The organism is Paraburkholderia sp. PAMB 6770, assembly GCF_057748135.1.
Genome location: NZ_CM173239.1, coordinates 519,593 through 533,583 on the forward strand (window position 1 = coordinate 519,593; position 13,991 = coordinate 533,583).

At 68.9% G+C, this 13,991-nt stretch carries 12 protein-coding genes; 7 read left to right on the top strand and 5 right to left on the bottom strand.

The window, feature by feature from the left end:
- Positions 1-23: 23 nt before the first annotated feature.
- Genes AC3AP7_RS19895 through AC3AP7_RS19905 form a run of 3 tightly spaced genes read left to right on the top strand, consistent with a single transcriptional unit; the run spans position 24 to position 4,151 of the window.
- Positions 24-1,310: an MFS transporter gene (locus AC3AP7_RS19895; RefSeq protein ID WP_487364284.1), complete on the top strand. Its 1,287-nt coding sequence runs from the start codon at positions 24-26 to the stop codon at positions 1,308-1,310.
- 26 nt (positions 1,311-1,336) lie between these two features.
- Positions 1,337-2,863 carry an amidase gene (locus AC3AP7_RS19900; RefSeq protein ID WP_487364285.1) on the top strand — a complete coding sequence of 509 codons (1,527 nt, stop codon included), beginning with the start codon at positions 1,337-1,339 and terminating at the stop codon, positions 2,861-2,863.
- Positions 2,864-2,918: 55 nt separating this feature from the next.
- Positions 2,919-4,151, top strand: coding sequence for an NAD(P)/FAD-dependent oxidoreductase (locus tag AC3AP7_RS19905; RefSeq protein WP_487364286.1), 1,233 nt, complete (start codon positions 2,919-2,921; stop codon positions 4,149-4,151).
- A gap of 20 nt (positions 4,152-4,171) precedes the next feature.
- Here the strand turns inward: AC3AP7_RS19905 and AC3AP7_RS19910 are convergent, their stop codons facing one another.
- From AC3AP7_RS19910 to AC3AP7_RS19920, 3 genes are all read right to left on the bottom strand, one after another.
- Complete coding sequence (locus AC3AP7_RS19910; RefSeq protein ID WP_487364287.1) at positions 4,172-4,879, bottom strand: FadR/GntR family transcriptional regulator; 708 nt, start codon at positions 4,877-4,879, stop codon at positions 4,172-4,174.
- Between the two features lie 104 nt (positions 4,880-4,983).
- Entirely contained in the window at positions 4,984-5,286 is a 303-nt protein-coding gene (locus AC3AP7_RS19915) for a YciI family protein (protein ID WP_487364288.1), read from the bottom strand.
- 132 nt (positions 5,287-5,418) lie between these two features.
- Positions 5,419-6,900, bottom strand: coding sequence for a sensor domain-containing diguanylate cyclase (locus AC3AP7_RS19920; protein WP_487364289.1), 1,482 nt, complete (start codon positions 6,898-6,900; stop codon positions 5,419-5,421).
- Between the two features lie 602 nt (positions 6,901-7,502).
- Here AC3AP7_RS19920 and AC3AP7_RS19925 point away from each other — a divergent pair.
- From AC3AP7_RS19925 to AC3AP7_RS19940, 4 genes are all read left to right on the top strand, one after another.
- Positions 7,503-8,060 (top strand): carboxymuconolactone decarboxylase family protein, encoded by a 558-nt coding sequence (locus tag AC3AP7_RS19925; protein ID WP_487364290.1) that lies wholly within the window; start codon positions 7,503-7,505, stop codon positions 8,058-8,060.
- A gap of 37 nt (positions 8,061-8,097) precedes the next feature.
- Positions 8,098-8,943, top strand: a complete 846-nt coding sequence (locus AC3AP7_RS19930) for a helix-turn-helix domain-containing protein (protein ID WP_487364291.1) — start codon at positions 8,098-8,100, stop codon at positions 8,941-8,943.
- 248 nt (positions 8,944-9,191) lie between these two features.
- Positions 9,192-10,205, top strand: coding sequence for a Gfo/Idh/MocA family protein (locus AC3AP7_RS19935; protein ID WP_487364292.1), 1,014 nt, complete (start codon positions 9,192-9,194; stop codon positions 10,203-10,205).
- A gap of 22 nt (positions 10,206-10,227) precedes the next feature.
- The gene (locus tag AC3AP7_RS19940; protein ID WP_487364293.1) at positions 10,228-10,827 is read left to right on the top strand and encodes a uracil-DNA glycosylase family protein; all 600 of its coding nucleotides are present in this window, start codon (positions 10,228-10,230) and stop codon (positions 10,825-10,827) included.
- A 28-nt stretch (positions 10,828-10,855) separates the two neighbouring features.
- Here AC3AP7_RS19940 and AC3AP7_RS19945 read toward each other — a convergent pair whose 3' ends face one another.
- On the bottom strand, positions 10,856-12,847 hold the full coding sequence (locus tag AC3AP7_RS19945; protein ID WP_487364294.1) for a cytochrome c biogenesis protein DipZ: 1,992 nt from the start codon (positions 12,845-12,847) through the stop codon (positions 10,856-10,858).
- Positions 12,848-12,874: 27 nt separating this feature from the next.
- Positions 12,875-13,402 (bottom strand): peptide-methionine (R)-S-oxide reductase MsrB, encoded by a 528-nt coding sequence (gene msrB, locus AC3AP7_RS19950; protein ID WP_487364295.1) that lies wholly within the window; start codon positions 13,400-13,402, stop codon positions 12,875-12,877.
- Between the last annotated feature and the right edge of the window lie 589 nt (positions 13,403-13,991).

A 13,991-nucleotide genomic window follows, 5' to 3' on the forward strand; every position in this document is an offset into this window, starting at 1 on the left:
CTCCGTCCTGAAGGAGTTGCGTCGTGGCATCCCTCGCTCTCGAGAAAGCAGGCCTCTCCACAGGCCAGGTCATCGCCGCGACCACGCTCGGCACGGCGCTCGAATACTACGATTTCGCGATCTACAGCTTCTTCGCGATCCCGATCGGCAAGCTGTTCTTCCCGTCCGCGTCTCCGGTCAACCAGTTCCTGCTGTCGATTGCGGTGTTCGGCGTGGGCTTCGTCGTGCGGCCGCTCGGCGGCATCGTGATCGGCGCATACGCGGACCGCTCGGGCCGCAAGAAGGCGATGGTGCTCACGATCATGCTGATGGCGCTCAGTTGCGCGCTGATCGCATGCGCGCCGCCGTATGCGGTGGCGGGCATGGCCGCGCCGCTCGTCGTGCTGGTCGCGCGGCTGATTCAGGGCTTTGCGGCCGGCGGCGAGTTCGGACCGGGCACGACGCTGCTCGTCGAGTACGCGCGCGAAAACACGCGCGCCTTCTTCGCGAGCTGGAATTTCGCGGCCACCGCGCTCGGTCTCGCGCTGGGCGCGCTGGTGGCGACGCTCGTGCATGTCGCGTTGCCGAAGGAGGCCGTGAACAGCTGGGGCTGGCGCATTCCGTTTCTGCTCGGCATCGTCGCGGCACCGGTCGGCGCACTGATTCGCCGCCGGCTCGAAGAGACGCTGCAGGCCGCGCCGGCGCAGTCCGCGCGGCCGGTCGGCGCGTTGAAAGCCGCGCTCACCACGCATCTGCGCCTGACGGTGCTCGGTACGTTCGCCGAACTGGGCGGCTCGGTGTCGATCTACATCACGGCGTTTTTCCTGCCGAATCATGCGGTGCGCACGCTGCATCTGTCGCCGACTGCCGCGGTGACCTCGGGCGTGATCAGCTCGCTCGTGCTGTTCGCGCTCGCGCCGCTTGCCGGCAGGCTCGCGGACCGCTTCACCCGCAAGCGCGTGCTCGTGATCTCGCGTGTCGCGATGCTGCTCGCCGTGTACCCGGCTTTCGCCTGGTTGTCCGCGCAACCTTCCATGCCGCTGCTGTGCGCGGTGTCCGCCTGCCTCGCGGTGTTCGTCGCCGGTCAGATCGTGCCGGTGCTCGTGATGATCCCCGAGCTCTTTCCGCGCGAGGTCCGCGCGACCGGGATCGCGCTCACGTATGTGGTGAGCGCGTCGTTCTTCGGCGGTTTTTCGCCGCTCGTCGCGAGCTGGCTCGTGGCGCGCACCGGCGATCCGCTCGCGCCGGCATGGTATGTTGCAGGGGCCTGTGCCGTTTCGCTGGTTCCGCTGATCTGGCTGCGCGATCGCACCGGTGAAGCCATCGGCTGATCTCCACACTCATGGGATACTCGAAGATGTCCGACCCTGCCGAACTGGTCAGTCTGTCCGCCGTCGAACTGCGCCGGCTGATCGGCGCGAAGGCGATCTCCCCGGTCGAGCTGCTCGACGCGTGCATCGGGCGCATCGAAGCGGTGAATCCGGCCGTCAACGCGATCACGGCCACCTGTTTCGACGCGGCCCGCGACGCCGCGAAGGCGGCCGAGCAGGCGGTCATGGAGGGCCGGCCGCTCGGTCTGCTGCATGGCTTGCCGCTCGGCGTGAAGGATCTCGAAGATACCGCAGGGCTGCTGACGACCTACGGCTCGCCGATGTCGCGCGGCCACGTGCCGTCGCGCGACGTGACGCTGGTCGAGCGCCTGCGTGCGGCCGGCGCGATTCTCGTCGCGAAGACGAACGTGCCGGAACTCGGCGCGGGTGCGAATACGCGCAACCCGGTGTGGGGCGCGACGGGCAACCCGTTCAATCCGGCGCTGAACGCGGGCGGCTCGTCGGGCGGCTCGGCGGTCGCGCTCGCGTGCGACATGCTGCCGGTGTGCACCGGCTCCGACACGGGCGGTTCGCTGCGCATTCCCGCCGCGAAATGCGGCGTGGTCGGCTTTCGTCCGTCGCCGGGGCTTGTGCCCAACGCACGCCGCGTGCTCGGATGGACGCCGATCTCGGTGGTGGGTCCGATGGGCCGCGACGTCGCGGAGACTGCGCTGCAGCTTGCGGCGAGCGCGGGCGAATCGGCGAGCGATCCGCTCAGCTATGCGGTGGATCCGCTTGCGTTCGTCGCACCCGGCGGCATCGATCCGGCGACGCTGCGCATCGGCTATACCGAAGACTTCGGCTGCTGCGACGTCGACGCCTCCATCCGCGCGGTGTTCCGCGCGCGCATCGCGGAACTTGCGCGGATCGTGCATACCTGCGAGCCGGTTGCGTTCGATTTCGGCGATGCGCACCGCTGCTTCGACGTGATTCGAGCGGAGAGCTTCGTGGCGGGCCTGCAGTCGATCTATGCGCGCGACCCCGGCGCACTCGGTCCGAATACGCGCGCCAACTACGAGATGGGCGCGAAGATGACGCTCGCCGACAGTGCGTGGGCGCAAGCCGAGCAAACGCGTATCTTCCAGCGTTTCCAGCGCGCGTTCGAGCGCTACGACGTGATCGTTTCGCCGACCACGCCGGTCTCGCCGTTTCCGTGGACCGAGCTGTACGCGGCCGAGGTCGATGGCCGGCGGCAGGAGAACTACTATCGCTGGCTCGCGCTCACGTATGTGGTCACGCTGACCACGCATCCCGCGCTCGCGCTGCCGTGCGGCGTGGACCATGCGGGCATGCCGTTCGGCTTGCAGATTGTCGGGCCGTTCCGTGGCGATCTGAAAACGCTCGCGGTGTCGCGCGCACTCGAAACCGCGTTCGCCGCGTCGCCGATGCTGCGCCGCCCGCGCCCCGACCTCGCGCGCCTTGCGCAACCCGATCCGGCGCTGACGTCGATCGTCACGGCGCCGCCTCTCGATCACGCGGCGGGCGCGCACGCCGGCAGTCTTCCGACGGTATGACGACGCGTACCGCAGCGATGGGCGGGCAGGCACGCCGCTTCGAGGAGAGGACCCGATGAAAGTCGACGCGATCGTGCTGGGCGGCGGCATTGTCGGCACCTGCGTGGCGCTGCAACTGCAGCGGCGCGGCCTCGCGGTCGCGCTCGTCGATCGCAAGGCACCGGGCAACGAAACGTCGTTCGGCAATGCCGGGCTGATCCAGCGCGAGGGCGTGTACCCGTATGCGTTTCCGCGCGATCTGGCCTCGCTCGTGCGCTACGCGCGCAATCGCGAGACGGATGTGCGCTATCACCCGGCGGCGCTGCCGAAGCTGCTGCCGTTTCTTTACCGCTACTGGCACCATTCGCGCGCCGACCGGCATGCGACGATCGCGCGCGCGTACGCGACGCTGATCGAGCATTGCGTGACCGAGCATCGTGTGCTGGTGGACGCGGCCGGCGCGCGCGCGTTGCTGCGCACCGGCGGCTGGATCAAGGTGTTCCGCACGCCCGCGAGGATGCAGGCGGCGCTCGCGGATGCGCGGCGCTGGCAGACGGAGTACGGCGTCGCATACGAAGCGCTCGACGGCGCCGCGCTGGCTGCCGCCGAGCCCGCGCTGAGCCGCGCGCTGGCGGGCGCGGTGCGCTTCACGCAGTCCGATTCGGTCAGCGACCCGAACGGCCTCGTGACCGCGTACGCGAAACTGTTCGAGCAACTCGGCGGCCGCGTGCTGCGCGGCGACGCCCTCACGCTTGCGCCCTCCTGGCGCGTGATGACGGAGGCCGGCGAGGTCGAGGCGGACCATGCGGTGATTGCGCTCGGACCGTGGTCCGGCGAACTGGCGGCCCGCTTCGGCTACGCGCTGCCGCTCGCCGCGAAGCGCGGCTATCACATGCATTACGCAGCACGAGACGGCGCGCGGCTGAACCAGCCGGTGCTCGATGCCGAAGCGGGTTATCTGATTACGCCGATGGTGCGGGGCATCCGGCTCACGACCGGCGTCGAGCTCGGATTGCGCGACACCGGCAAGACCCCGGTGCAGCTCGATGCGGTCGAGCCGCTTGCGCGCGCGCTGTTTCCGCTCGGCGAGCGTGTCGATGCGCAGCCCTGGCTCGGCAGCCGGCCGTGCACCCCGGACATGCTGCCCATCATCGGCGCGGCGCCCCGGCATGACACGCTCTGGTTCGCGTTCGGCCATGCGCATCATGGCCTCACGCTGGGGCCGGTGACGGGCCGGCTGATCGCGGACATGATGACGGGTGCCCCGGCGTTCATCGATCCGCTGCCGTTTCGGGCGGACCGGTTCTAGCGGCGCGGCCGCGCGCGGCGTCAGGTCAGCTTGCGGCGCGCCATCACGCGTTCGAGCGAGACCTTCAGATGCCGCTGCATCGCGGCCTGCGCCTGGATCGCGTCGTGGGCTTCGAGCGCTTCGAGGATGTCGCGATGTTCGCCGAGCGCGGCGAGCCACGTGGTCTCGCTTTCGAAGTGATCGCGCAGCTTCGACGACAGCGGCGCATGGCGCTTGTCGAACAGCGCGCCGACGGTCTGCACGAGGATCTCGTTGCCCGTCATCTGTGCAATCGCGACGTGGAACGCGCGGTCGACCGCATCCGGAATGTGCCCGGCCCGGACTTCGCGCTCCATCGTCTGATAGATCGCGCGTAACGCCTTCAGCGCTTTCGGCGTGCAGAACGCCGCGACGTGTGCGGCGATCGCGCCTTCGAGCACCGCGCGCGCATTCATGATGTCGACGAGGCTGTCGCCCAGTTCCGCCTCGGGCGGCGCGCCGTGCGGCGTGGCGCCTGCGGCGGCACACACGTAGACGCCGGAACCCATCCGGATCTCGACACGCCCTTCCAGTTCCAGCACGACGAGCGCCTCGCGCACCGAGGGCCGCGAGACGCCGAGCCGCTCGGCGAGCGCGCGCTCGGACGGCAGGCGTCCGTTGCACGTGAAGTCCGGCGTGTCGATCAACGCGCGCAGCTTGTCGGCGATCTGCAGATACAGGCGGCGGGGTTCGGCGGGTTTGGCGACCAAGGGGGTTCCTGTGGATGCGGGTAGCGCTCGGGCGGGTGCGGCCCGCGTGCGCGGCGTGGCGATTGTAAATCGAAACGCGGCGGCCGCCGGCTCGCGCGCGCCTCTCAGCCGCGCGGTGCGCCCGGGACCGGCAGGTCGAGTCCTGGCGCGAGCCGGCTGGCTGTGAATTCGGTGACGGTGTAGCGCGCGAGGCCTTCGACCGCGAACGGATCGGTGGCGAGGATGGCGTCGAGCTGGGCGCGATCGACGCCGTGCGCGAGCAGGACGCCGCCTTCGCGCGGCACCTTGGGACCGGACGCGATCAGCACGCCTGCGTCGAAATGACGGGCGAGGAACGCGCGATGTGCGTCGAGCGACGCGTCGATGCGTTCGAGCGGGACGAGATAGGTCAGATCGACGATGAACATGGGGCGGGCCTCAGCAGTGAATGCCACGCGCCGCCGCGGCCGGTGGCGGGGCGGTGCGGGATGGTGTGTTGCGGGATGGGAGCGCACGAAGGATGTCAGGCGGGCGCTGTGCGGGCCGGGCGGAGGCCCGCATTACGCGGTGAGCGCGTCGGACTGCGCCACCCGGTTGCGGCCGCGCGTCTTCGCGTCGTATAGCGCCTCGTCCGCCGCGCGGATCACGGTGGTCACGTCGGCGTCCTGGCCGGGTTCCCAGGTGGCCGCACCGATGCTCGCGGTCACGCGCCGGAACTCGCTGCCGGCATGTTCGATCGCGAGTTCGTTGATCGCCGTGCGGATTTTCTCCGCGACGCCGGCCGCTCCGTCCGCGGCGGTATTCGGCAGAACGACGACGAACTCCTCGCCGCCATAGCGGGCCGCGCTATCGCCGGGACGGCGGATATTCTCGCCGATGCACCGGGCGACCGCGGCCAGCGTCTCATCGCCCGCCTGATGACCGTATGTGTCGTTGTACGCCTTGAACCAGTCGATGTCGACGAACAGCAGCGAAAACACGCTGCGCGTGCGCTTCGCCCGGCGCCACTCCTGATCGAGAATCTCGCCGAGCGTGCGGCGGTTGTTCAAGCCGGTCAGGCCGTCGGTGCGGGCGAGCAGCTGCAGTTCGGATTCCGCGCGCATCCGCTTTCTCAGCTGCACGCCGAGCATCAGCGTGAGGATGACGAACGCGGCGCCGAACACGATCATCAGCGAGCCGATCGTCAGCGCGCGCTTTCGCCATGCCGCGTAGACGTCCTGCGTCGCCTCGGCGACCATGATGATCAGCGGGAGGTGAGGAAATTTTCTGAAGTAGTACAGCCGCCGCACACCGTCGATGGACGAGGTGTCGAAGAAATTGCCGTCCGGAGCCGTCAGGAAATGCTGGAACGTTGTGGCCGCACCGATATTGCGCCCCGGAATCCGGGGGTCGTAGGGCTGGCGCATCAGCATGACGCCGTCCGTGCCGATCAGCGCGACCGACCCGTGCGGACCCAGCGACAGGCCCGCGAACAGATGATGAAAGTACGCAAGGTTGACCGCCACCATCACGATGCCGGCAAACGACCCGTCCCGATTCACGAGCCGCCGGCTGAGCGCAATGCTCGGTGCGCCGCCGCGCAGCCGCGAGCGGTACGGGTCGCTCACGTACAGCCCGATATCCGGGTGATCGCGCTGGATCGTGAAGTACCGGCGGTCCGAGAAGTTGGCCTTCCTCGGCACGTCGTTGCCGGCATCCATGACGATATTTCCGTGTGCGTCCAGCACGAGGATCGACCCGAGGTATTGGGCCGTGGCCGCGCGGTCGAACAGGACTTCACGGCGCAGGTTCGGCGGCAGCGCCATCACGTCGGCGCGTTGTAAGCCATCGACCACCGCCTGTAGCGACAGCGCGTACAGCTCGAAGTTGCGTTCGATGTCGCGCTCGGCGATCAGCGCGACGTTGCGCGAGGCATCGGTCGCGCGTTCGAGCGCATCGAGGCGGCTCTGGTAAAGCACCGTCGCGCACAAGCCGATCATGGCAAGCGCGACGGCGATTCCAGCGGCGACGGCAACGTGAGCGCCCGTCAGTTCGAGTTGCATCGCCGTCAGGAGGCGATGGATCCGATTCTCTTTCTTGTGCAATTCGCTTCACCTGCGGCGGCACGTAGCCGGCTTTGAGAATCCCTCCAAGGGGGCTATTCAATCACGCGTCACCACAACCGCCCGATTCGGATCACATGACTTCAGTCGACTGAGATCGCCTGCTTCGCATCTGCCGGGGCCAATCCCAAGCGTCCTGCCGTCGAACCGCGTGCCTACGATACCGGGATATCCGGCGCGTGTCATACGGAATCCGCAGGCTTGCCGGAGCGGGGCTTCCTGCAACGCCTTTCCGCAAGCCGTTCGTTAAGCGCTTCATCAAGGGATGGCCGGCCCGAGCGCCTATGATAATCCGCCCGGATGACCGTCCCGCGGCCCGTCATCCCGATGTGGCATGCCGCCCGCGCCGCTTCCCAACCTGTGAGAAGCGGGGCCATGCGGCCCGGGCGGCGCGATGACGGCGGCCGCCGGCCCCGTCGCCGGCGCCGACGCCCTGAATGGCGCGGCGATTACATGCGATGTAATTGGCGCGCGGCGCGGGCGCCTCTACGCTTTGCCTGTCGCGTCGCCATTCCGGTGGCGCTCATCGCCGGGGAGTTACCATGTTCACCTATCCTGTCCACACGATCGACTCCGCGCCTGCGCAATCGAAACCCGTGCTCCAGCAACTGCACCAGGCGTTTGGCCTGATCCCGAACATCGCCGCGAAGATGGCTGCGTCGCCGACGCTGATCAACGGATTCATCGGCCTGTTTCAGCGCGTGCATGCGAGCAGCCTGACCGAGCCGCAGATTCAGACGCTGTTGCTGACCAACGCGGTCACGAATGCGTGCGAGTGGGCCGTCGCGTTTCACACGGCGCTCGCGTTGCACGAGGGCGTGCCGCAGGCCGACGTCGAGGCGATCCGGCACGGCGCGCTGCCGCGCGATGCCGGCCTGGCCGCTCTGTCGGCGCTCGCGCGCACGCTGATCGAAAAGCGCGGGCGTCTCGACGCAGCGGACCAGCAGCGCTTCCTCGACGCAGGGTTCAGCGCCGAGCAGGCCCTCGAAGTGATCGCGGTGGTTGCGGCCTCAACCATTACGAACTATACCGGCAGCGTGACCCGGCCGGCGCTCGAAGCGCAGTTCGAGGCGTTCGCGTGGGAAGCGCCCGCGCGCTGACCCTGCGCGGTTCGTCAAACCCGATAAAGGAGATCCGATGAACGCCACCGTCAGCGATCCGAAAGCGCGGCCGGGCGAACTGGGCGATCTGCTGCGGTACTGGCGCGGTGTGCGTGGCGTGAGCCAGCTCGATCTGTCGCTGGAGGCAGGCATTTCGCAGCGGCAGGTCAGCTTCATCGAAAGCGGGCGCAGCGTGCCGGGCCGCGACACGCTGCTCGCGCTCGCGCAGACACTCGACGTGCCGCTGCGCGAGCGCAACGCGTTGCTGCTCGCCGCCGGCTATGCGCCCGTGTATTCAGAGGGGCCGTGGAACGCGCAGGAGATGCACAGCGTGATTCGCGCGCTCGAACGGGTCGTTCGCCAGCATGAGCCGTTTCCGGCGATCGTGATGGACCGCTACTGGGATGTGCTGATGACCAATGACGCGGCGCCGCGCTTTTTCAGCTGCTTCACCGACATGAGCGCGCGCGACGGCCCGCGCAACATGCTCCACCTGATCTTCGATCCGCGCCGGATGCGCCCGTTCGTGGCGGATTGGGACACCGTCTCGCGAAGCCTGCTGCAGCGGGTACATCGTGAATCGGTCGGCCACGTGGTCGATGACCGCACGCGGCATCTGCTCGACGAACTGCTCGCGTACCCGGATGTGCCGCGCGACTGGAAGACGCCGCGCGCGTCGTCTGCGGCGACGTCCCTGCCGGTCATTCCGCTCGCTTTCGTCCGCGAAGGTGTCGTGCTGCGCTATTTCTCGATGGTGACGACCGTTGGCGCGCCGCAGAACGTGGCCGCGCAGGAGCTGCGCCTCGAATGCATGTTTCCCGCCGACGACGAAACCGAAGCGCGCCACATGCAGTTGCTCGCGGCTCATGCAACGCAGCGCTGAGCTGCCTTGTCGGGTCGGGTCGGGTCGGGCGGCGCGGCCCCATTGCGGTCGACGCGACGGTCGGTGTTGGCGCGCGAGCCTCGCGTGACGGCGTCCTGTGCCGGGGCTTCCGGCGTGGCCCGAACCCCCGGCGCGCGCGACGATCGCCGCGTGTAAACTGACATGACGGCAGATTCGCAGGCGCACGCGCGCGGCCTGCGCGGAGCGTCGAATATCGGACGGGCGGCAGACTGGAAAAAAGGAGCGTCATGGCAGGCAATGAAATCGTCTGGGGGATCCTCGGCACCGCGAAGATCAACGACAAGGTAGTCGTGCCGATGCGCGATGCGGCCAGGTGCCGGGTCAAGGGCATCGCGTCGCGGTCGCTGGAGAAGGCGCGGGACGCGGCGTCGCGCTATGGGCTGGCCGTCGCGTATGACGGTTATGAGCGGCTCCTCGCGGATCCGGACATCGACGCGGTCTATATTTCGTTGCCCAATCACCTTCACGTGGAATGGACGATCAAGGCTGTCGAGGCGGGCAAGCACGTGCTGTGCGAGAAGCCGGTCGGGCTCGATGCCCGCCAGGTCGAACGGCTCATCGCGGCACGCGACAGCAGCGGCCGCTCCATCCAGGAAGCGTTCATGGTGCGCACGCATCCGCAATGGCTGACAGTGCGCAGCCTGATCGACGAAGGCACGATTGGCGCATTGCGCGCGGTGACCGGCGGCTTCACGTACTACAACACGAACCCGCACGATATCCGCAACCAGAGCGAACTGGGCGGCGGCGGGCTGCTCGATATCGGCTGCTATCCGGTCACGCTGTCGCGCTTCGTGACGCGGTGCGAGCCGAAGCGGGTCGTGGCGCTGATGGAGCAGGATCCGGTGTTCGAGGTGGACCGGCTCGGCTCCGTGCTGATGGACTTCGACGGCGTGCAGGCCAGCTTTTTCTATTCCACCCAGATCCATCCCTACCAGCGGATGCAGTTTCATGGGACGAACGGGAGCATCGAAGTCGAGATTCCATTCAATGCGCCGAACGACCGGCCGACCGGTTTGCTGGTGAGCGGGCACACGCCTGATGGCGTCGCGACGCAGCGCCGGGTCGAGCTGCCCGTGTGCGACCAGTATGGCGTCGCCGCGGCGGTGTTCGCGGAAGCGATCCTGAACGGCGAGCCGCAGGCGATTCCGCTGGAAGATGCGCTGGCCAATCTGCACGTGCTCGATGCCGTTTTCGAGTCGGCGCGCACCGGCGCGTGGACGACGGTCCGCGCAAGCTGACGCGCTGCGGCGAAGCGTCGACATGCCTCCTGTTCCCCCCACGCTTACCCTGGACGCGCTGTTGCGCGAGATTCGCGCCTGCACGATCTGCGCGCCGTTTCTCGCGCATGGGCCCCGGCCGGTGCTCGCGGCGTCCGCGCATGCGAGGATCCTGATCGTCGGCCAGGCGCCCGGCGCGCGGGTGCATGCGTCAGGCGTGCCGTGGAGCGACGCGAGCGGCGCGCGCCTGCGGCGCTGGCTTGGCGTCGACGACGCCACCTTTTACGACGCCGCGCAATGTGCGCTCGTGCCGATGGGGTTCTGCTTTCCAGGCCGTGGCGCAAGCGGCGACCTGCCGCCACGGCCCGAATGCGCGGCCCGCTGGCACCGCGATCTGCTCGCGCAGATGCGCGCGGTCCGGCTCACGGTGCTGGTCGGACAGTACGCACAGCGGTTCGGACTCGGTGCCGCGTATGGTCCGACGTTGACCGATACGCTGCGGCGCTGGCGCGACTTCGGCCCGCAGGTGATGCCGCTGCCGCACCCGTCGCCGCGCAATGTCGCCTGGTTCAAACGCAATCCGTGGTTCGAGGCCGATGTGCTGCCGACGCTGCGCGAGCGGGTCGCGCAAGCGCTCGGCTGAACGGCGCCGGGTTGGTTCGCCGCCCTTCTTACCCAAACGTGAACGAATAGGCATTCACCCCCGGATCGAGGAACTCGATCGAAAACGTCCGGTTCGCGATCGTGCCGTCCTGGCGGATCAACTGGTACAGACGCTGTCCGGTCACGGTGCCGTAGCCTTGCGCGTCGGTATCGGTGCCGTGCGCGGCGCCGGGGGCCGCGCCGTCGAGCATCACGCGAAAGCGCACGGGCTTGCCGTCCGCGCCCGGGCCGAGCACGAGATGCAGGTCGCGCGCATGGAAGCGGTAGACAATCCGGCCGCCCGGCGCATCGAGCGTCGCCTGCTGCGCGCCGACCTTCCACGCGCCGGCGAGTCCCCAGTCGTTCAGCGCGAGGCGCGGCGGCGCGGCGTAGCGATGCGTCGCGTTCTGCACCTCGCCGCCGGGCGACACGAAATCGTCCGCGCGCGCGTAGCCGATGTAGGTCTCCGGCGACAGCATGTCGGCGTCGTCGGCCGCGGCTTCGACGCCCGTCGCATGCGTGCCGTCCAGCCCGAGCGGCACGCTGGCCGCCTGCGGATGGCCCGCCGCGACGAGCAGCGCCTGGATCACCTTCTCCGATTGCGCGTAGTCGCCCTCGCCGAAATGGTGGTCGCGGATCCGGCCTTGCGCGTCGATGAAGTAGTGCGCGGGCCAGTATTCGTTGCCGAACGCGCGCCAGATCGCGTAGCGGTTGTCGATCGCGACCGGATAGTCGATGCCGAGGTCGTGCACCGCCTTGCGCACGTTCGGGATGTCGCGCTCGAACGGAAACTCCGGTGCATGCACGCCGATCACCACCAGCCCGAGATCCTTGTACTTGCGGGCCCAGGCGTTCACGTAGGGCAGCGTGCGCAGACAGTTGATGCACGAGTAGGTCCAGAAATCGACGAGCACGACCTTGCCGCGCAGGCCGGCCGCCGTCAGCGGCGGCGAGTTCAGCCACTGCACCGCGCCGTCGAGCGACGGCAGCACGCCCTCGACCGGCAGCGCCGCGGCCGTCGCGAGGCGCGCCTGCACGAGCGCCTGCGCACGCGGGTCGTTTGCCGTGGGCAGCGCGCTTGCCGGGGGCGCGTTCATCGGCGTCGCGCCGGCTGCGCTCGTTGCGCTGGTGTCGTTCATGCCACCGGCGCCGTTCATCGCACCGGCGCCGTTCATCGCGGGGCCGTCGGCGCCGTGCGTGCCGGCGGCCATCGTCATGGCGGCCTGCGGCGTGCCGTTCTGGCCGGACGACCCGGCGCCGCTGCGGTCGGCAACCGGCATCGACGCCGATTGCGCATGCGGCGCGAGGCGGTCGATCAGATGCGTTTCGAGGCCCCCCGTCGCCACCGTCGACACCTGGGCGAGCACGCCGGTATCGAGGCCGAGCGCGATGGCGGCGACGCCGGCGAGCATCGTCGCACCGATGCCGCGCCGGATCCATTCGCCCGCGCCGAGCGAGCGCTTCATCGCGGCGAACACCTTGCCGCCGATCAGCAGCGCGACGGCGAGCGAGGTCGCCGCGCCGGCCGCATACGCGACGAGCAGCAGCGTCGTGCCGATGCTCGCGCCGCGCAGCGCGGCGCCCGTCAGCACGAGGCCGAGGATCGGGCCCGCGCACGGCGCCCACAGCAACCCGGTGGCGATGCCGAGCACGAACGACGACAGCGGTCCGGCCGGCCGCCCGTCGCGCTGCGCAAGGCCGGTGAGCCGGTTGCCGAGCGCGACGAGCGGGCGCGTCAGATGCTCGGCGAGGCGCGGCATCAGCAGCGTGATGCCGAAAACCACGAGCAGCGCGATGGCGGCCCAGCGGCCGGCCTCGTTGGCCTGCGCGACCCAGCCGCCGCCGACCGCGGCGAGCGTCGCGACGGCCGCGAACGTGAGCCCCATGCCGAGCAGCAGCGGCAGGCCGGTGCGCGCGAACGGCTGGTCGGCGCGCGCGAACACGAACGGCAGCACGGGCAGGATGCATGGGCTCAGGATCGTGAGCACGCCGCCGAGATAGGCGAGAACGACGAGTAGCATGGATCGCTCCAGACGTGGCGCGGCGCCTCAGGCGGCCGACGGGTGAAACACGAGCGCGAGGCCGTTCATGCAGTAGCGCAGGCCGGTGGGACGCGGGCCGTCGTCGAACACGTGGCCGAGGTGGCCGCCGCAGCGGCTGCAGTGCACCTCGCTGCGCACCATCCCGAACGACGTGTCCATCCGGGTCTCGACCGCGTGGTCGAGCGGCGCCCAGAAGCTTGGCCAGCCGGTGTGGCTGTCGAACTTCGTGCGCGAAGAAAAGAGCGGCTGCGCGCAGCCCGCGCAGGCGAACACGCCGGTGCGGTGTTCGTCGAGCAGCGGGCTGCTGAACGGCCGCTCGGTACCGGCTTCGCGCAGGATCTCGTATTGCGCGGGCGTCAGAAGCCGCCGCCATTCGGCGGCGCTGTGCGTGACGGCGAAGTGTTCGGCCGGCGCGGCGGACGGCTGGGCGGCGAACGCGCCGCCGACCAGCGCGCGGCGGCCGGCGGTGCCGAACGCGGCGAGTGCGGCGAGGCTGGCGCCGCCGGCGAACAGGAAGCGTCTGCGGTTCTGCATGGTGGACTCCTGAAAACGGTTCGGGGAACGCGTATGACGCAGCGTAGAGCGGCCGCGATACCGAAGTCCTCACGGAAAGTTAAACGAATTGTGATGGTTCCCGGTGTGTTCTGCCGAGGTGCGAGGGAATCCGTCCAGGTCACAGCCCACAAGGGTTCGGGGGGAATTGATGATCCGGGGACATCTGCCGGAATCCGGTGCGAGCCGCGGCTTTCCGGTGTCTTTTTAGCGATCGCGGCGTTGACGACGCCCGCCACACCCACGCCCGCCGCAACCTGCCACGCAAACGTGGCCAGCACCGTGCGGAACGGGCGGCTGGCCTTGTGACTGCGCAGGCGCTGGAATTCCGCAGACTCTTCGAGCGATGTGCGCAGCCAGTACGAGAGCAGCCCGATCACTCCGCCAAACACGAACGCGATGCGCCAGCCATACGTCATGACGTCGGAGGCGTCGAGCGTCGCGTGCAGTGCAAGGCTCATCAGCGTTGCCGTAAGTACACCTGAATTGATGCAGAACACGACGAGGCCGCCGACAAGGCTCGCGCGCTGCGGCATCTCTTCGACGACGTACGTGATCGAGCACGGCAATT

Coding starts and splice junctions, on each gene's coding strand:
- AC3AP7_RS19930 (WP_487364291.1), top strand. CDS start 8,098: ATGAACGCCACCGTCAGCGATCCGAAAGCGCGGCCGGGCGAACTGGGC.
- AC3AP7_RS19915 (WP_487364288.1), bottom strand. CDS start 5,286: ATGTTCATCGTCGATCTGACCTATCTCGTCCCGCTCGAACGCATCGAC.
- AC3AP7_RS19920 (WP_487364289.1), bottom strand. CDS start 6,900: ATGCAACTCGAACTGACGGGCGCTCACGTTGCCGTCGCCGCTGGAATC.
- AC3AP7_RS19925 (WP_487364290.1), top strand. CDS start 7,503: ATGTTCACCTATCCTGTCCACACGATCGACTCCGCGCCTGCGCAATCG.
- AC3AP7_RS19945 (WP_487364294.1), bottom strand. CDS start 12,847: ATGCTACTCGTCGTTCTCGCCTATCTCGGCGGCGTGCTCACGATCCTG.
- AC3AP7_RS19905 (WP_487364286.1), top strand. CDS start 2,919: ATGAAAGTCGACGCGATCGTGCTGGGCGGCGGCATTGTCGGCACCTGC.
- AC3AP7_RS19940 (WP_487364293.1), top strand. CDS start 10,228: ATGCCTCCTGTTCCCCCCACGCTTACCCTGGACGCGCTGTTGCGCGAG.
- AC3AP7_RS19935 (WP_487364292.1), top strand. CDS start 9,192: ATGGCAGGCAATGAAATCGTCTGGGGGATCCTCGGCACCGCGAAGATC.
- AC3AP7_RS19900 (WP_487364285.1), top strand. CDS start 1,337: ATGTCCGACCCTGCCGAACTGGTCAGTCTGTCCGCCGTCGAACTGCGC.
- msrB (WP_487364295.1), bottom strand. CDS start 13,402: ATGCAGAACCGCAGACGCTTCCTGTTCGCCGGCGGCGCCAGCCTCGCC.